The organism is Pseudoselenomonas ruminantium, assembly GCF_900142515.1.
In the GTDB taxonomy this organism is placed as follows: Bacteria; Bacillota; Negativicutes; order Selenomonadales; family Selenomonadaceae; genus Selenomonas_A; species Selenomonas_A ruminantium_D.
Map to the genome: position 1 here is coordinate 37,726 of NZ_FRBC01000015.1, position 16,938 is coordinate 54,663.

Sequence of the window (16,938 nt, forward strand, 5' to 3'; positions counted from 1 at the left end):
GCCCGGTTTATATTCAGGCTTTCGCCTGCACAAAATGAATGAATTCCTGGGTAGTTGCATTATCGGGTGTTTTGACCGTATACATCTGATTCCCCATCTGCGGCACCATCATCTCCGGCATGCGCTCGCACATTACCATGCTGTCACCATAACGCTCCAGTATCTCCTCATGACTGTGAGCGTAGTTGTGGCAGTCCCGGCGGCTCGCATAGACGCAGTAGCAATGCTCGCCGCTGTCGGGGATTTTCCGTTCATTGTCCGTTATCATATCCGCCCAAATCTGATAGACATCCGTGGAATGAGCATAGTCAATCATATCCGGCGTATAGCCGCCCGCGGGACGCATATTCACTTCGAGGCCCACGAAGTCACCCACCTCGCCCAGACCTTTCTTGGCCTTGGTCAGGCGGAAGAATTCCAGATGCACGAACCGGCTCTTGACATCAAAGGCCTTGACCGTAGCCCGCCCCATTTTCTTCAAGGCCTCCGGCGCATGGTCTACCGTGTAATAGGACAGGTCCAGCTGCTTGATGACGATATCCATGACCGAAGGCGGCCAGACCGTCATGGACTCCAGCAAGGGATTGCCTTCATTATCCAGGATGGCATCGTAGGAGCAGATATCCCCTGTGATGAAATCCTCCATCACATAGGGCGCATCAGGCTTGTTGGCAAAGAAGCGCTTCAGGTCCTCATCATTTTCCAGCTTATAGGTATCCGTAGCCCCCACCCCGGTATCGGGCTTGACGATAACAGGATAGCCAACCTGACCGATAAAGGCCTGAGCCGCCTCATAGTCCGTGACTTTGGCGAGGCGGGCCGTGGGTACCCCGGCCTTGGCATAATACGCCTTCATGGCGGACTTATGCTTGATGCGGGAGATATTAGCATACTGTTCCCCCGTGGTGATGTGGAAATCCGTCCGCAGGCGGGCATCCTGTTCCAGCCAGAACTCGTTGTTGGATTCCAGCCAGTCAATCTTCCCGTACTTGAAGGAGAAGAACGCCACGGCCCGGAACACCGCATCATAGTCGGAAAGATCCGGCACGAAGTAGTATTCCGTCAAAGACGCCTTCAATTCCCCCGAAAGATTTTCATAGGGCGTATCCCCAATGCCCAGCACGGTAACACCGTTCTTGTTGAGCCGGTCACAAAAATGCTCATAATGCTTGGGAAACTGCGGCGAGATATACACAAAATTCATTCCAAAAAGACCTCCCAATTAATTTTCATGCAACAGCTGGGGCAGGAAGTAGCGAATCTGCTGCTTCCACCAGTACCAGTCATGGTCCACATCATAGCCCCAGAAATCCACGGTGCCTTGGATGCCCTTGGCGGCAAAGATGTCCCGCATGATAGCGGTGGTGCGCCGCCCCTCATCCTCCCAGGCCCCCTGCCCCACGCAGAGGATCAGGGGCTTTTCGTTGTACTGAGCGATATAGGAATGATTGTTATCCATATTACTCAGGAAATCGATGGGCGAATTGTCATAGAGGACAGGATTCAGCCAGCCATCGAAGAAGAACTTGGCATCATAGACACCGGACAGGGAAAGCATCCCGCCAAAGAGCTCCGGCCGGCGCAAAAAGACGATAGCCGCATGCATCCCTCCCAGGCTGCAGCCAGCAGCCAGCGGCAATTCTCCCGTGCCATTCACTTCCCGGATATAAGGCAGCACCTCATCAATGATGTAGTTATAATAAGCTTCCTGATGACCAGCCCGCCAGTCCTTATCCCCCCAGACATTGGACCAGGTCTCGATATCCACCGTATCCACGCAGAACAGCTGGATGCGTCCCCTATCCAGATAATCCGCCAGCGTGTCAAGCATGCCAAAGTTCTCAAAGTTATCGCTCATGGCATCCTGGGTGGGAAACACCAGCACCGGTGTCCCCCCTTGCCCGTAGATGCGTATTCCCATATTGTGCTGCAAATTATTGCTGAAGCGGCTGACGTACTGTTTCTCCATATCATCACGACCTTCCCCATAGGTTTTCTGCTGGCATAGAAAAGAGGTTTTGCCCAGAAAAATTCTCAGCAAAACCTCTGGTCTTCCAGTCAGTTTCTTTTTTGACGTTGGGTTAATGTTACACTATTACACCCATCGTGTCAATAGGTGTAAACCTGATTTGCCAAAAAAATTTTCCCATAGGCAGCGGTCACTTCCCTTTTTCCGCCGTTCCCACCGGCAGACCGATGGAAAAACTAGCACCGCCTGCCTCGTTGTTATGCGCTTCGGCCCAGCCACCGTGCGCCTCACAGTAATACTTGACCAAAGACAAGCCAATCCCCGTACCGCCTGTTTCCCGGCTGCGGGCTTCGTCCCCGCGATAGAAATAATCGAACAGATAAGGAAGGTCCTCTTCCCGAATGCCCGTTCCTGTATCCGTTACTTCTACGACCAGCCAACTGCAACCCTGCCGGCTTTGCCTGCCAGTACGCAGTGTGATCTTTCCTCCGGCTGGCGAATAGCGGATGGCGTTGCTGATGAGATTATACAGAACCTGATTGATGCGGTCACTATCCACATAAAGCTGCGGCAAATCCTTGGCAAGTTCCGTAGCGGCTGCCAGATCATGCTCCTCCAGCAGAGGCTGAAACATATCCAGCGCACGCATAAGCAGCTGATTCATATCGGCCCACTGTTTGTTCAATGGCAATTGATGCATCCGGGCCAGAGATAAATCCCGCAGATTTTCCACCAAGCGGGTAAGTCGCTGCACTTCTTCCTGCATGGAAAAAAGCCGCTCCATACCAGGTGCCGAAACGCCAGCCAGCATATTCTCCAGATTTCCCTGCAGGATGGCCAGCGGCGTGCGCAATTCATGCGCCGTATCCGCCAGGAACCGCCGCCGCAGTTCCTCCACCTGTGCCAGCTGGCGGGACATGTTATTGAAGGTTTGAGCCAGTTGGCCAATTTCATCCGCCGAAGCCACTTCCACCTGAATGCCTAGTCTCCCCTGCCGGATGGCTTCTGTTCCCTGCGCCAGGGCCTGCAATGGCCGGGTGATGGATCTTGCCAACAGCAGGCTGGCGATAAATCCCAGAATAATGAACAAGGCCCCCACCCAGATAAGGGATTCATGGACCGAATGCAGGAAGGACATTTCATTTTGCCCCATATCCATCCGCGGCATTTGCAGATAAGCGGCAAAGAGATTATGCATCTGCAGATTAGCCAGCCAGAGCAGGCAGCATACCGTGGCCGTAATCAACAGGAAGGTCAGCCCGGCAATCCGATAACGCAAGCTCATGATACATCCCCCCGAAAACGATAGCCAATGCCGTATACCGTTTCGATGCAGGAACTGTTCCCCTCGCCCAGCTTGCGACGCAGATTGCGGATATGGGCATCAATGGTCCGCTCATAGCCTTCAAAAGCAAAGCCCCGGGAAGCTTCCATCAATTGCAGGCGACTGAAAACCTGCCGCGGATGTTCCATAAACAACTGCAGGATAGCAAACTCTGTCGGCGTAAGTTCCACCAGTTTTCCCGCCTTTTTGAGCGTATGCTCCTGAATGGACAACGACAGCGGCCCAAAATTCAACACGCCGGGGCTGACGGCCGGTGCGGCCATATCCAAATGAGTACGGCGCAGCACGGCACGGATACGCGCCCCCAGCTCCCGCATGCTGAAAGGCTTGCCCAGATAATCATCAGCCCCCATTTCCAGCCCCACAAAGCGATCCGGTTCCTCCACCCGCGCCGTCAGCATAATAATCGGCAACGAATGAAATTCGGCATGCTGCCGTATCTGACGACAGATATCCAAACCGGACTGGCCCGGCAGCATAACATCCAGCACCAGAATATCCGGCCGCGTCCCTTGGATTTGCGCCAGTGCTTCGCTGCCGTTCCTGGCCGTAGACACCGCAAACTGCTCCTGCGTAAAATACTCCACCAACAAGGCCAGCAACTTTTCATCATCATCCACAAACAGGATTTTATAGGGCTGCATCGAAAAATCTCCCATCTTCACATTTTCTTCATAGTTTGTTGATACCATCTGCACAATCCTCCGCTATCATAATGTCCAGAAAATCAATCAACTCATAGGAGGCAAAAAAATGATTATGACAAACTATATGGATTTGCTGGCAGCCAATTCCCCCTGGAACCTGATTCTGTTCATGGTAATCCCCGTGGTGGCTGCCGAAGCACTGGTGGCCGCAGAATTTTATGCACTGTTTCTGGGCGAGGGCAAAAATGCCGGCTGGCGAAAATTCGAAAAACAGCTGGGCATCTTTGCCGGCGTATATTTTACCGGTGTCGTCACTTACCTGCTGACCTCTGTGATTCCCACGCTGGAATGGAAAGGTCTGCTCGACCAGATTGCGGTCATTTCCTATCTGTTGGGCATTATCCCGCTGGGCGGCATTGCCCTGTTGGAACTGGGCATCCTTTGGCAGGATGTGTCATCCGAAAAACGCGCCCAAAAGCATTTCCAGCTGCTTATCGGCTTTTTGGTCATCAGCCATATCGCCATGATTTTCGGCATGGCTGATCCCACCCTTTCCGGCTGGTCACCGGAACCTGTCCACAGGGAAATGCCTATGGACCATAGCCATATGATGCACTGATGCAATTCATTGCCTGCCATAACGGCAGGCCATTTTTATTGCAGACAATCAGGCGATAATCTTCCCGCCACCAATGATACGGCCTTCGTCGTCATAAAACACCGCCGACTGCCCCGGTGCCGGCGCGCGGACGGGTTCGGCAAATCTTATCTGTATCCTGTCCTCGCCCACCCGCTGAAGGCGGGCCGCCGCCCCCGCATGGTGATAGCGTATCTTTACCTGAACGGATACGACTTCTCCCGGTGCAATATCTGACAGGGACATAAAGCAGAGATTCTCGCACAATACTTCATCTGTATAGAGCCCCTCTTCCCGGCTGACCACCACTTCATTGGCGGCGGCTCTTATCTCCTTGACATAGGCCGGATAGCCCAGGGCCAGCCCTAAGCCTTTCCGCTGGCCCACGGTGTAATGGATAATCCCCTTGTGGCGGCCTAAGACCTTACCCGCTTCATCCACGAAATTTCCTGCCGCCGTCAAATCCTTATCACTGTATTCTTCGATATAATCGGTGTAACTGCCCTCGGTAACAAAACAGATTTCCTGGGACTCTTCCTTGTCTGCCACATTCAGCCCCGCCTTGCGGGCAATATCCCGCACTTCCTGTTTCGTCAGCCGCCCCAGGGGCAGGATGGTACGAGCCAGCTGCTCCTGGGTGAGCTTGTAGAGCATATAGGACTGGTCCTTGCGCCCATCGGCCCCCTGCTTCAAGGTGTAACGCCCATTGGGCAGCTGCTCGATCACTGCATAATGGCCCGTGGCCACATAATCCGCCTGCATGGAGGCCGCCACTGCCAGCAACTGATCCCATTTCACATAGCGATTGCATTCCACGCAAGGATTCGGCGTGCGCCCCGCCTCATAATCGGCCACAAAGGGCTTGGTCACATAATCGTGAAAACAAGCCACCGTATTCCAGGGATAGTATGTGATGCCCAGCATGGCCGCCGTCCGGCTGGCCTCGTCAATCTCACAGCACTTGCTGCTGCCCGCCGTCCAGGATTTCAGCGTGATGCCGATGACCTCAAAACCGGCCACCTTCAGCAAATATGCCGTTACCGCACTGTCCACACCACCGGACATGCCTACAATTACCTTGCCTCTGCTCATATAAAAATGTTCTTCCTCTCTTTCACTGTCATTAATGGCATAATGGTATATCTTTTAACCTATTATGTCAATAGGCATTTAATTGTGTAGGTTTACAAATTGACATGTCAATCGCAAAAGGTATATACTCTTGGTATTATAAACATCCACTGTTTCATTATTTTCGTACAGGTGTATCTTTTTCAAGGAATCATTTTATTTTATCAAGGAGGCATTATGAAAAAACTAAATCTAGCCACTCAGGTGCTGATTGCCTTTGTCATCGGCACAGTCCTCGGTATCATCTTCCAGAAGGACATCCTGTTCCTGCAGCCTGTGGGGGACATTTTCCTGCGACTGATTCAGATGATCGTCGTTCCCCTGATCTTCTTTTCCATCATCGGCGGCATCGCCAATATCGGGGACATCCGCAAGTTGCGGCGCATCGGCTCCAAAGTCATGGGCTTTTACGTCATCACCACCATTCTTTCCACCATTATCGGTTTAGCCGTCGCCAATATCCTGCAGCCGGGCAAAGGCTTCAGCGCTGACCAGATTGTCGCCACGGGCGAGCCCATCAAAGAGGCAGACCCCATGACGGTGGGCGGCACCATCCTGAGCATGATTCCCTCTAACCCGCTGCACGCGCTCAGCGAGGGCAATATCATGCAGGTCATCGTCTTTGCGGCTTTCCTGGGCATCGTCATGACCATCCTGGGCAATAAGGTCAGCACGGTGAAAAAATTTGTCGAAGAAGGCACCCTCATCATGTTCAAGCTCACGGATTTGGTCATGAAGGTCACGCCGCTAGGTGTGCTGGCCCTGGCTGCCTGCAGTGTAGGCGAATACGGCACGGCCATGTTCAGCGCTTTGGGCATGTTCATCCTGACGCACTATGTGGGGGCATTCTCCGTCATCGTGCTGTTGTATCTCTTCATCATCAAGGTCATTGCCAAGGTGCCGCTGACGGAATTCTTCCGCAAGATTGTCAGCATCTGGCTGGTGGCCTTCAGCACCACCAGCAGTTCCGGCACCCTGCCCGTCAGCCTCAAAGTCACGGAAGAGGATTTCCATGTCAAGAGCGAGCTGGCGTCCTTCTCCTTGCCGCTGGGTGCTACCATCAATATGAACGGCATCGCGGTCTACTATGCCGTCACCATCATCTTCGTGTCCCAGATTTACGGCGTTGATTTGACGCTGGGCCAGCAGGCCATGTTCATCTTCCTGACCACGTTGATTTCCATCGGCACCCCGGGCATTCCCGCCAGCGGCATCGTGCTGGCCATCATGCTGCTGAACACCATGGGCCTGCCCACCGCCATCATGGGCATGATCGTAGGCATCTTCCGCCCCATCGACATGATCCACACCGCCCTTAACGTAACCGGTGACGTGGTCAGCACCCTGGCCGTGGCCCGCATGGAAAATATGTTCCAGGATGAAAGCGAGGACGCATCATCACAGCTTATCGCCGAACCGGCTTTCGAGCACGAGAAAATTTAAAGTCAACCTGATGAACGCGTCCATATGCGAAAAGACTGCATAATTAAGTAAAAATTGACAGGTCAATCACTTTTGACCTGTCAATTTTTTACCTATTTTTCTAAAATCGTAAACTTTTATCAGCCGCATCACCTGCTCTACACTATCCGCCATATTCTGCCGGGCTGTCGCGGAATCCATGGCTTCTTCCAGCGTCGATACTTGCCGCAATATAGGAAAGAACGCGTCAATACCGTGCTCATTGCAAATCCTTGCCTCTGCAGTCACGCCGCCGGCAAAGGCAAAGACTGTCTTATTGTGACGCTTGGCAATTTTTGCCACGCCAATAGGAGCCTTTCCCATGATGGTCTGCCCATCCAGCCGCCCTTCCCCGGTAAGCACCAGTTCAGCCTTTTCTATCTGCTCCTCAAGCTTCGTTTCGGCCAGAACAATCTCAATACCAGATTCCAGCTTCGCCTGGGTATAAGTGAGAAAAGCAAAGCCCAACCCGCCAGCCGCTCCGGCGCCGGGAGATTCAGCATCGGCATGGAGGAATTTCCCGCGGGATAGTTCGGCATAACGGGCCATCCATTTATCCATCTCCGCAATATCGTCAGGACTTGCCCCCTTCTGCGGGGCAAAAACGGCACTGCACCCCTGCGGGCCGCAAAGGGGATTGGCCACATCACAAGCAATGCGGAAGGTGCAGTCCTTGAGTTCCGGCAGAACATTGCCCGTTTCAATGCGGGCAAGTTTCTTGAGGCCAATCGCACCGCGGGGAACAGGAGCACCATTTTCATCCAGCATCTCATAGCCCAAGGCCTGCAGCATGCCGAGACCGCCATAATTGGTAGCACTGCCGCCGATGCCGATAATAAAATGACGGCAGCCATGACACATAGCATCCCGCAAGATTTCTCCCACACCATAAGTAGTGGTATAAAGCGGATTGCGCCTGTCCTGCGGCACCAAAGTAAGCCCGGCAGCAGCGGCCATCTCTACAATAGCCGTTTTCCCTTCTGGCAAAATGCCATACTCAGCCACGACCTTATCCCCAACGGCCCGGTAACTTCCACGCTGTGCAGCTTACCACCCATGCCCAGAGTCAGTGCCTCCACCGTTCCTTCGCCCCCATCAGCCAGAGGCATGACCTTGACTTTTGCCTCAGAAAATACCCGTTTGATGCCAACACAGGCAGCTTCCCCAGCTTCCCCAGCTTCCAGAGAAGCCAGGCTCCCCTTAAACGAATCTATCGCAATTACAATATTTACCACAAACCTCCTCACAGAATCCATATGATACAAATATATTTTTCTTCACCAAATCAAAGAATCCTGCCAAGGAACGAAAGTAACCTTGGCGCAGGCCAAAAAGCAAGCACCTGCGCCACTACGCACTAATCAAGGAAAAAATCCTCGCCGACTCCAAACGAGCCAAACAAGGATTTTTCTAAATTTATGCAGATTTGCTGATAGCCGTAGTAAATATCTTTTCCAACAGCGTCAGCGCACCGCGATAGCCAATATAGGTTTTGTTGAGCACCACGTCATAGGAAACCGGGTAGCTGACTTCCACGATATGGCCGTTCAGCTCCTTGACCACGTCACGTTCCCAGCTGGTACCAAAGATGACCGGCGGCTTATGGCCGTAGTCTTCTTTTTTCAGCAATTCGCCAACGATATAGCCGTCTTCCACAAATTCCACCTCGGCGGACACGTCATCAGCCAGATGCTTGTACTCCTCCCGGATGGCTTCCCGGTATTTTTCTGGCGTATGGTCGGTGATGAACTGCTTGACCGGGATAAGGCCCAGCTGATTGACCACGAACTTGTTGACGGCCAGATTATAGGCCGCATCACTGACCACGGAATAGGTCGCCGGCAGGCCCCACCAGTATTCAGCATAGAAGTCGGTGAAGTGTTCCAGATAATAGTAGTATTCCTTTTCCTCCTGTTTGATGAACTTTTCCGTCTGTACTTCGTTCTCCTTGGCAAAGGAAGCAATGGCTCGCAGGAATTCAGCCACCTGCTTGGCACCGATGGGCAGCACTGGCAGGTGTAGATAAGGCTGGCCGTACTTTCTTTCCAACAGCTTGGCCGTCTTGACACCCAGCCAGGGCCCCACCACCAAATTGAACTCGGCATTGGGAATGGTCAGCCATTCCTTGACGCCTTTGGAACCATAGCCAAAGAGGATGTTTACCTCCCAACCGGCCCCTTCCAAGATGCGTTTGAGTTCCGTCAAATCGCCCCGCCAAAAGGTATTCTGGAAGGGCAGTTCCGACCAGACATTGATCAGCCCCTTCTTTTTCGTGTCTTTATCCTTGGCATACTTATCCACATACTGCTCGATAATGGCCTCGGTGACAATCTCGTGGCCCGTGAAGTTATTGCCCTTGAAGCCGCCGGTTTCCGCCGACACGATGGGCACACCCTGCTCCTGATAGCGGGCCACCACGGCGCCGATATCGTCACCGACGATTTCGGGGATACAGCCGTTAAGCACCACGAACAAATCCCCATCCATGATTTTGAGAGATGCAGCAATGAGTTCATCCAGATGCCGCGCTCCGCCAAAGACCACATCTTTTTCCTGCAGGTTTGAGCTGGGCGGTACGGCACCGCCGGAATAGCCGCCCCCCTGATAGCCATTGTAGAACACCAAGCTGGTATACTGCTTGTCCACGCAGCCGGGGCCGCAGTGGGTGATGGGGATGGCGCCGGGAATGGCGCTGACGGAATGGAGTGCCCCCAAGGCGCAGCCATAGCGCACCTGATTGATGGAATTGGTCTGACCGTTCTGGTCCTTCTTGATTTTAGGCATGGGCAGCCTCCTTTCTTTCCTGCTCGGCATGGAATTCATCAGCGTCAAATTTTGCCAGTTCCGGGTGCTTGGCCAGGATATAGGCATCCTTCTGCTCCAGCCACCACTTCTTATAGGGCAGTTTGACATGCCGCTTGATATCGTCATGGAATTTCTTGTGGGCCAGGATTTCCAAAATGGTCTCGCCCAGATTCACAATGCCGTCATAGCCCACGGCGATGTGCTCATCCCCCAAGGGCGCTGCCGGAATTCCCAGGCGGGCTGCCAATGGTGCCAGACCGTTATGGCGGATCAGCAGGAAGTCGGGCTTATTCTCCTGCAGGAAGGCGTACAGCTGATACTGCTGGCGATTGGACACATGGAAGTTCTTTACCTGGCCATAATGCTTGTTCAGATGACCTAAGGAATCTTCCCGGGAATCGCCGCTGTCGTAAACCGGATCGTGATGGAAGGTCAGCGAACCATCCACCTCCACTTCCAGTTCCCGCAGGACCTGAATCAGGCCATGGGCATAAGCCGAACCTGTGGCCACGAAACCCTTGACGCCTTTGAGTTTTTTCTTGAGTTCCTCAATCTTCGGTTTGACCCTTGCGTGTTCCCTGGCAATGAAGTCCTCCACCAGATGTTCCCGATGGGTAACCTTGGCGATTTCCCGCAGCCAGGCGTCCGTACCAGCAAAACCATAGGGCATAGGAGCCTTGACTTCGGGCACGCCGAAATGCTGTTCCAATGCCGCCGCCATATAGGAGGACAGGGTGTAGCAGAAGCCCACAGTGGCTGCCGCTTCGGACATCTGGGCCAGTTCCTCCACCGACGCCAGGTCCACCACATAATTTACCCGCAGGTTCAGATTAGCCAGCATAGGCGTGAACACATCGGAACCCCAGAGATTGATGACATTGACCAAATCCTCCTGTTTCTTCGTCGGGTTCTTGCGCACGATCTGCCGCAGGATTCCATGCTGAGTGGCATCAAAGCCCGTGCTCCAATGCTTGGAGCGGAAGCCTTCGCAGGCCAGGGGAATCACGGGGATGCCCAGCTCTGCTTCCTTCTCGTCCGTAATGCTTTCGATATCCTCACCGATAATGCCGGTGGCGCAGGAGGAAGCCACAAAGATGGCCTGGGGCTGATAGCGTTCCCAAGCATCGTCAATGGACTGGCGCAGCTTGTCGGCGGCACCGAACACCATATCGCTTTCCACCAGGTTCGTGTTGATGATGCGGATGTTTTCTGCCTTGAAACCGCGCATGACCAGACCATTGCGGTAAATGTTGTTATAGGGAACCTGACCGCCGCCGCAACCAATGGGCGCATGCTGAATGAGCACTGCATCCCGCACATTGCCGGCCTGGCATTCTACCATCTGCTCACTGCAGACAGATCCCTGGGTAAAGGGGCCCTGCAATTCACAGAGACGGCAGTTGCCGCCGCAGCCCGTGCCCCGTTCCCGCTGGCCGCGCAGTTCGTAGCTGGACTCTTTATGCAGTTCCTCCGTGGTGCCGTCCCAGGCGATGATGGTTCCCAGACGCTGTTCGCGCTGCTCCACGGAGGGAATATCCAGATTGATTTTCTTTGGCATAAGCTCTCCCTCCTGTCAGATGCGATAATCGTCTTCCACGTTATCCATCAGGCCGTACTCCAGCAAGATCTCTTCGAGCCTGTCCTGCGTCATGGGCTTGGGAATCACGAAGAGCTCATTTTCCTCGATTTTCTGCGCCAGCTGACGGTATTCGTCCGCCTGATGTGCATCGGGCTTGTACTCGATAACGGTCTTCTTGTTGATTTCCGCGTGCTGGACGATATTGTCGCGGGGCACGAAGTGAATCAGCTGTGTGCCCAGTTCTTCGGCAAAGGCTCGCAGCAGTTCGATTTCCCGGTCCACGTTGCGACTGTTGCAGATGATGCCGCCCAGACGCACGCCGCCCTTTTCCGCATAGCGGGCAATGCCCTTGGAAATATTGTTGGCGGCATAGAGCGACATCATTTCGCCGCTGGCCACGATGTAGATTTCCTTGGCCTTGCCCTCACGGATTGGCATGGCAAACCCACCGCAGACCACGTCGCCCAAAACATCGTAGAACACATAATCCAAATCATCAGTATAGGCCCCCAGGCGTTCCAACAGGCCAATGGAGGTGATGATGCCGCGGCCGGCGCAGCCTACCCCGGGTTCCGGACCGCCGGATTCCACGCAGCGAGTCTCGCCATAACCGGTCTTTAAGATGCTGTCGAGCTCCACGTCCTCCCCTTCGTCACGCAGGGTATCCAAAACGGTTTTCTGGGCCAGACCGCCCAGCAGCAGGCGGGTGGAATCTGCTTTGGGATCGCAGCCCACCACCATGACCTGCTTGCCCAGTTCTGCGAGCCCCGCCGTCAGATTCTGAGTGGTGGTGGATTTGCCGATACCGCCCTTACCGTAAATTGCAATTTGTCGTAAGCCTTCTTTTGCCATAAAAAAACTCCCCTTCTAACACTTTTTATATATCAACCGTGGGAAAAAGTTTCCTTCGCCTGCAGGAGCCCCTTGTAAACTTCCTGACTGAAGTTATTTTTCCCCGGGATACCAACCGCATCTGCCCGGCAGTGCTGGCAGTGGCGGAACACATCGATATGTTTGCCCGCTTCTTTCCGGGCCACCGCCAGATCCACGCAGCTGGGAGCCTCGCAATCCTTGAGGTCATGCTGGGGAATCAGCGGGATGATGTTGTAGATCGTCGCCCCTGCTTCCTTGACCGCTTTGGCAATGGCGCCAATATGGAAGCGGTTGATCTCATTGACCAGCACCGTATTGACCTTGACCACCACACCGGCGGCCGCCACCTTGCGGATGCCCTCCAACTGATTTTTTATGATAATCGCTCCGGCTTCCTCACCGGTATAGCGCTTGCCATGATAGATAAGTCCGTTGATCATCCTGGCCTCAATGGCCGGATCTACGGCATTCACCGTTACCGTCAGGGTATCGATGCCCACATCGATTACCTCCTGGGCCCGCTCATTCAGCAGCAGGCCATTGGTGCTCATGCACTTCAATAATTGCGGGAACTTATTGCCGATAAAGCGGAAGGTCTGCAGAGCTCTGTCCGAAGCCAAGGTATCTCCCGGCCCGGCAATGCCCACCACGCTGAGTTCCGGGCAGAACTTCAGCGCCCGCTCCACATAACTTACCGCCTCTTCCGGCTGGATGACCGCTGAGGTCACCCCCGGCCGATTTTCCACATCGTTGATTTTCCGGTCACAGAACCGGCACTCCAGATTACACCCGGGGCATACCGGCAAATGGATACGCCCCCTGTTCTGCTTTGCTCCAAAGCACGGGTGGAGCTCCCGGACACGCTGTTCGTCCATTGGTATGGCCCCTTTCTCTCCTAACACAGTCCATCAGTAAGCAACACTTGCCCGGCGCTTATTCACCTCATAGGTATGGATTTTCGGCAGCGCCGCTGCCACCGTTTCCCCTTCAATCTCCAAGGGCAGGATATCCTGCCGCTCCAAAGCCTTCTGTGCGCCCGGGCCAATGGCCTCGGCCACCACATAACGGCAGTCGGACAAAGCCTGCACCGCCGCCAGCATGGCACCTTCATCATGATAGCCGTGCTGGCAGGGCGATTTAGCCTGCCGCCGTTCCACTTCCGCAAAAGTGCCGTCATCAGCCACTTCCACGATCACAAAGCCATCGGCGGCGCCGAAATGACGGTCAATATGGATGCCGTCACTGGAGGCTGCCGCAATCCGATATGCCATAGAATCACTCCTAATCCAAAATATGTTTGCTGAAATACCGCTCTGCCCGGTCGATGACCGCCAGGACGATATTGCCTTTAACCCCGGAATGGGCCAGTTTCAGCGCTGTGGCAAAGGCGGCACCGCTGGAAGAACCGGCAAAAATCCCCTCTTTTGCCGCCAGCTGCCTTACACCAGCAAACGCTTCTTCATCTTTAATCTTATAGACCTGATCGATAAACGATGTATCCATCGTCTGGGCAATAAAATCATTGCCAATGCCTTCAATCTCATAATCACCATGCTCCCCGCCGCCGATAATCGAGCCATAGGGGTCGGCAAGTACCCCCTGAATGGCGGCATTCTGTTCTTTCAAGTAACGCATAATCCCCGAAAAGGTGCCGCCGCTGCCCGCACCAGAAACGAAATAATCAATCTGCCCATCCAAATCCGCATAAATCTCTGGTCCGGTGGTTTCGTAATGGGCCTGCGGATTGGCAGGATTCTCAAACTGCTTCAGCGTGATGGCCCCGGGAATCTTCTGACGCAAATCCTCCGCTTTGGCCGCCGCCTCCAGCATCCCCCCAGCCCGGGGCGTATGCACCAGTTCCGCCCCCAAAGATTTCATCAGCGTCTGCTTCTCCGCCGAAAATTTCTCCGGCACCACGAAGATGATCCGATACCCTTTATTCAGCGCAGCATAGGCTATCCCCAGTCCTGTGTTGCCTGCCGTAGCTTCGATTATGGTGCCGCCGGGCTGCAGCTGACCGCTTTGTTCTGCCGCCGCAATCATCTGACGGCCCACACGGTCCTTGGCACTGCCGCCGGGGTTCCATAACTCCAGCTTGGCAAAGAGCCGGACGCCCTCCGGCAAATCGAAATGTGTCAGCTCAACGAGCGGCGTATGCCCGATGAGCTCCTGCATGGATTTATAATAGTGCATGTTCTTCGCTCCCTTTTCGTTGTTAAATGCGGCTGGCCTCAATGGCCTGCTTGATATCTGCCAGCAGATCTGCCTTGTCCTCAATGCCCACCGACAGGCGGATGAGGTTATCCGTTATGCCGATTTTCTCCCGCGTTTCCTTGGGAATGGCCGCGTGCGTCATGGTTGCCGGATGGCAGACGAGACTTTCCACGCCCCCCAGGCTTTCCGCCAGGGATATCAGCTGCAAGGACTTGAAGAACTTGCGGATATCGTGATTGGCTGTCAGCTCGAAGGATATCATGGCGCCGCCGTTCTTTGCCTGCTGCTGGTTGATTTCGTAGCCGATATGGCTCGTAAGTCCCGGATAGTAGATTTTCTCCACTTCCAGATTGCCTGCCAACCAGTCGGCCAGATACTCGGCATTTTCTACATGCCGGTCCAGGCGCACCGCCAAGGTCTTGATACCTCTGATCAGCAGGAAGGCATCCTGCGGGCCGAGCACCCCGCCGATGGAATTCTGTACAAAGGCTAACTTCTCGGCCAAATCCTTGGTCTTGACCACGACCAGGCCAGCCACCAGGTCGCTATGGCCGCCCAGGTACTTCGTGGCACTATGGATGACCACATCTGCACCCAGAGCCAATGGCTGCTGCAGGTACGGCGTCATAAAGGTGTTATCGACAAGCACCAGTGCTCCATGGCGATGGGCGATTTCCGCCACAGCCCGGATATCGGTGATAGTCAGCAAAGGATTAGCCGGGCTTTCAATGATGATGGCCTTGACATTCGGCGTGAACTGTTTCTCCAAATTCTCCAGATCCGTGGTATCCTCCAGCGCATAGGTCAGATTGAAACGGCTGAACACCTTGTCGAGCACCCGGAAAGTACCGCCGTAGACATTGCTGGACAGGAGTACCTTGACATTGCTCTGGAAAAGGCTCAGCACCGCTGTGATGGCCGCCATGCCCGAGGCAAAGGCAAAGCCCGCTTCGCCGCCTTCCAGCTCGGCAATCAATTTTTCAAGTGCCGCCCGGGTGGGATTTCCCGTCCGGGCATACTCCCAGGTTCCCTCCCGCAATTCTCCCAGCCCATCCTGCTTGAAGGTCGATGTCTGGTAAATCGGCACATTCACAGCGCCGGTTTTCGTATCCCCATCAATGCCGCCATGAATCAATTTCGTCGTAAATTTGCACATAGTATCATCTTCTTCCCTTGTTTATCTCAATACTGCTTCTTCTCCGCCAAGATAAAATGCACGTTTTCCATAGCCTGCTGATGGTCCGTGCGCTCATCGAAGAAATGCCGCTGAATGTCTGCCGGGGACTCATGATTGCGAATCACAAAACCTTCCCGGGAAAGGATTTCCCTCATCTCTGCCAACGAGAAACCATGCCGCATCGGCTCACCCAGCTGCTCAGTGATTTCCGCCAGTCGCCGCACCCGGGAATTGGAATCCGGTTCGAAAGTGGATTCATCCGGGAAATCCAACACGAACTGGCTGCCCGGCGACGCCAAAGAACTCACGCTGCGCACGAATTCCTGAAAGGCCTCCGGTGTCAGATAATAGGACACACCGAGCAGCGAGAAGAACGATGGCTCATAAGTCTGAAAACCGCTGTGCAGCAGGACTTTCCCCAGGTTGTCGCGTTCAAAATCAATCGCCGCATAATGGGTATTTGCAGGAATCTCCCAGCGAAGTTCATGAATCCGCCGCAGTTTGTATGCCTGCGTATCCGGATGATCCAGCTCGAAGATCTGCACGGCTTCATCCGTATTGCGGAAAGCGAAGGTATCCATCCCCGCCCCGCAGATTACATACTGGCAGCTGGCACGATTCCGGGCAAAACGGTACAAAGCCCGCTCCGCAAAGGCAATCCGCGACAGGGCAATGGGCGAGAAATAATGATCCATCTCTTCAAAGACCAACAAGCTCTCAAAACCATAACGGGGCAATTGCCCGGCCGCTTCCGCCTGTCCGCGGAGCAAGCCGCCGATTTCGTCATACGCATCCTTGCCGATGATGTCATAGGCCAGATAGTCATCGAAAATCTTGTTCTTCCCCAGCATGGAATGATAAGCCCGGGCAAAGGAGCACAGTTTCGCAGTCATACTTTCCTGAGCGGCAATCATGAAAAATCCCTCCTGTTAAATCCACATTCGTTCATGTTTCAAAAGAATCTTGCCAATATTACAACAATCACATTTCATAATCGCTACAGTCCTTTCATCACAAATACAAAAAGAGGTTCTGCGCAGGGATTTACCCTTGCACAGAACCTCTGGTTATCCAGTCAGTTCATTCGTCTTTCAACGATG

General features: G+C 53.9%; 15 protein-coding genes and 1 pseudogene. 2 read left to right on the forward strand and 14 right to left on the reverse strand.

What is annotated here, in order from left to right:
- Nucleotides 1-13 precede the first annotated feature (13 nt).
- From BUB68_RS08605 to BUB68_RS08620, 4 genes are all read right to left on the reverse strand, one after another.
- On the reverse strand, nt 14-1,204 hold the full coding sequence (locus tag BUB68_RS08605; protein WP_073090156.1) for an ATP-grasp domain-containing protein: 1,191 nt from the start codon (nt 1,202-1,204) through the stop codon (nt 14-16).
- Between the two features lie 18 nt (nt 1,205-1,222).
- On the reverse strand, nt 1,223-1,969 hold the full coding sequence (locus BUB68_RS08610; protein ID WP_073090215.1) for an esterase family protein: 747 nt from the start codon (nt 1,967-1,969) through the stop codon (nt 1,223-1,225).
- Nucleotides 1,970-2,159: 190 nt separating this feature from the next.
- The gene (locus BUB68_RS08615; protein ID WP_073090158.1) at nt 2,160-3,254 is read right to left on the reverse strand and encodes a sensor histidine kinase; all 1,095 of its coding nucleotides are present in this window, start codon (nt 3,252-3,254) and stop codon (nt 2,160-2,162) included.
- Nucleotides 3,251-4,006, reverse strand: coding sequence for a response regulator transcription factor (locus BUB68_RS08620; RefSeq protein ID WP_256625844.1), 756 nt, complete (start codon nt 4,004-4,006; stop codon nt 3,251-3,253). Before BUB68_RS08620 ends, BUB68_RS08615 begins: the two co-directional genes overlap by 4 nt.
- 61 nt (nt 4,007-4,067) lie before the next feature.
- On the opposite strand from BUB68_RS08620, the gene BUB68_RS08625 reads away from it, so the two are divergent.
- A complete protein-coding gene (locus BUB68_RS08625; RefSeq protein ID WP_073090160.1) occupies nt 4,068-4,580 on the forward strand; it encodes a DUF6803 family protein in 513 nt (170 codons plus the stop codon).
- A 48-nt stretch (nt 4,581-4,628) separates the two neighbouring features.
- Here BUB68_RS08625 and mnmA read toward each other — a convergent pair whose 3' ends face one another.
- Nucleotides 4,629-5,690: a tRNA 2-thiouridine(34) synthase MnmA gene (mnmA, locus tag BUB68_RS08630; protein WP_073090161.1), complete on the reverse strand. Its 1,062-nt coding sequence runs from the start codon at nt 5,688-5,690 to the stop codon at nt 4,629-4,631.
- Between the two features lie 216 nt (nt 5,691-5,906).
- Here mnmA and BUB68_RS08635 point away from each other — a divergent pair, with 216 nt between their 5' ends.
- Nucleotides 5,907-7,172, forward strand: coding sequence for a dicarboxylate/amino acid:cation symporter (locus BUB68_RS08635; protein ID WP_073090162.1), 1,266 nt, complete (start codon nt 5,907-5,909; stop codon nt 7,170-7,172).
- Nucleotides 7,173-7,238: 66 nt separating this feature from the next.
- Here BUB68_RS08635 and BUB68_RS08640 read toward each other — a convergent pair.
- From BUB68_RS08640 to BUB68_RS08680, 9 genes and pseudogenes are all read right to left on the reverse strand, one after another.
- Nucleotides 7,239-8,446, reverse strand: a pseudogene (locus BUB68_RS08640) (glycerate kinase family protein).
- A 160-nt stretch (nt 8,447-8,606) separates the two neighbouring features.
- Entirely contained in the window at nt 8,607-9,974 is a 1,368-nt protein-coding gene (locus BUB68_RS08645) for a nitrogenase component 1 (protein ID WP_073090163.1), read from the reverse strand.
- On the reverse strand, nt 9,967-11,553 hold the full coding sequence (locus BUB68_RS08650) for a nitrogenase component 1 (RefSeq protein ID WP_073090164.1): 1,587 nt from the start codon (nt 11,551-11,553) through the stop codon (nt 9,967-9,969). The genes BUB68_RS08645 and BUB68_RS08650 overlap by 8 nt, the downstream gene beginning before the upstream one ends.
- A gap of 15 nt (nt 11,554-11,568) precedes the next feature.
- Nucleotides 11,569-12,426 (reverse strand): nitrogenase iron protein, encoded by an 858-nt coding sequence (nifH, locus tag BUB68_RS08655; protein ID WP_073090165.1) that lies wholly within the window; start codon nt 12,424-12,426, stop codon nt 11,569-11,571.
- Between the two features lie 32 nt (nt 12,427-12,458).
- The gene (locus BUB68_RS08660; RefSeq protein WP_073090166.1) at nt 12,459-13,322 is read right to left on the reverse strand and encodes a radical SAM protein; all 864 of its coding nucleotides are present in this window, start codon (nt 13,320-13,322) and stop codon (nt 12,459-12,461) included.
- Between the two features lie 33 nt (nt 13,323-13,355).
- Nucleotides 13,356-13,718 carry a NifB/NifX family molybdenum-iron cluster-binding protein gene (locus BUB68_RS08665; protein ID WP_073090167.1) on the reverse strand — a complete coding sequence of 121 codons (363 nt, stop codon included), beginning with the start codon at nt 13,716-13,718 and terminating at the stop codon, nt 13,356-13,358.
- A gap of 10 nt (nt 13,719-13,728) precedes the next feature.
- The gene (locus BUB68_RS08670; protein ID WP_073090168.1) at nt 13,729-14,640 is read right to left on the reverse strand and encodes a PLP-dependent cysteine synthase family protein; all 912 of its coding nucleotides are present in this window, start codon (nt 14,638-14,640) and stop codon (nt 13,729-13,731) included.
- 22 nt (nt 14,641-14,662) lie between these two features.
- Nucleotides 14,663-15,817, reverse strand: a complete 1,155-nt coding sequence (locus tag BUB68_RS08675) for a trans-sulfuration enzyme family protein (protein WP_073090169.1) — start codon at nt 15,815-15,817, stop codon at nt 14,663-14,665.
- 26 nt (nt 15,818-15,843) lie between these two features.
- Nucleotides 15,844-16,752 (reverse strand): class I SAM-dependent methyltransferase, encoded by a 909-nt coding sequence (locus BUB68_RS08680; protein WP_073090170.1) that lies wholly within the window; start codon nt 16,750-16,752, stop codon nt 15,844-15,846.
- Nucleotides 16,753-16,938: the final 186 nt, after the last annotated feature.

Excerpts from the sequence above, each read along its gene's own strand:
- BUB68_RS08605 (WP_073090156.1), bottom strand. The coding sequence starts at position 1,204 with ATGAATTTTGTGTATATCTCGCCGCAGTTTCCCAAGCATTATGAGCAT.
- BUB68_RS08610 (WP_073090215.1), bottom strand. The coding sequence starts at position 1,969 with ATGGAGAAACAGTACGTCAGCCGCTTCAGCAATAATTTGCAGCACAAT.
- BUB68_RS08615 (WP_073090158.1), bottom strand. The coding sequence starts at position 3,254 with ATGAGCTTGCGTTATCGGATTGCCGGGCTGACCTTCCTGTTGATTACG.
- BUB68_RS08620 (WP_256625844.1), bottom strand. The coding sequence starts at position 4,006 with ATGGTATCAACAAACTATGAAGAAAATGTGAAGATGGGAGATTTTTCG.
- BUB68_RS08625 (WP_073090160.1), top strand. The coding sequence starts at position 4,068 with ATGATTATGACAAACTATATGGATTTGCTGGCAGCCAATTCCCCCTGG.
- mnmA (WP_073090161.1), bottom strand. The coding sequence starts at position 5,690 with ATGAGCAGAGGCAAGGTAATTGTAGGCATGTCCGGTGGTGTGGACAGT.
- BUB68_RS08635 (WP_073090162.1), top strand. The coding sequence starts at position 5,907 with ATGAAAAAACTAAATCTAGCCACTCAGGTGCTGATTGCCTTTGTCATC.
- BUB68_RS08645 (WP_073090163.1), bottom strand. The coding sequence starts at position 9,974 with ATGCCTAAAATCAAGAAGGACCAGAACGGTCAGACCAATTCCATCAAT.
- BUB68_RS08650 (WP_073090164.1), bottom strand. The coding sequence starts at position 11,553 with ATGCCAAAGAAAATCAATCTGGATATTCCCTCCGTGGAGCAGCGCGAA.
- nifH (WP_073090165.1), bottom strand. The coding sequence starts at position 12,426 with ATGGCAAAAGAAGGCTTACGACAAATTGCAATTTACGGTAAGGGCGGT.
- BUB68_RS08660 (WP_073090166.1), bottom strand. The coding sequence starts at position 13,322 with ATGGACGAACAGCGTGTCCGGGAGCTCCACCCGTGCTTTGGAGCAAAG.
- BUB68_RS08665 (WP_073090167.1), bottom strand. The coding sequence starts at position 13,718 with ATGGCATATCGGATTGCGGCAGCCTCCAGTGACGGCATCCATATTGAC.
- BUB68_RS08670 (WP_073090168.1), bottom strand. The coding sequence starts at position 14,640 with ATGCACTATTATAAATCCATGCAGGAGCTCATCGGGCATACGCCGCTC.
- BUB68_RS08675 (WP_073090169.1), bottom strand. The coding sequence starts at position 15,817 with ATGTGCAAATTTACGACGAAATTGATTCATGGCGGCATTGATGGGGAT.
- BUB68_RS08680 (WP_073090170.1), bottom strand. The coding sequence starts at position 16,752 with ATGATTGCCGCTCAGGAAAGTATGACTGCGAAACTGTGCTCCTTTGCC.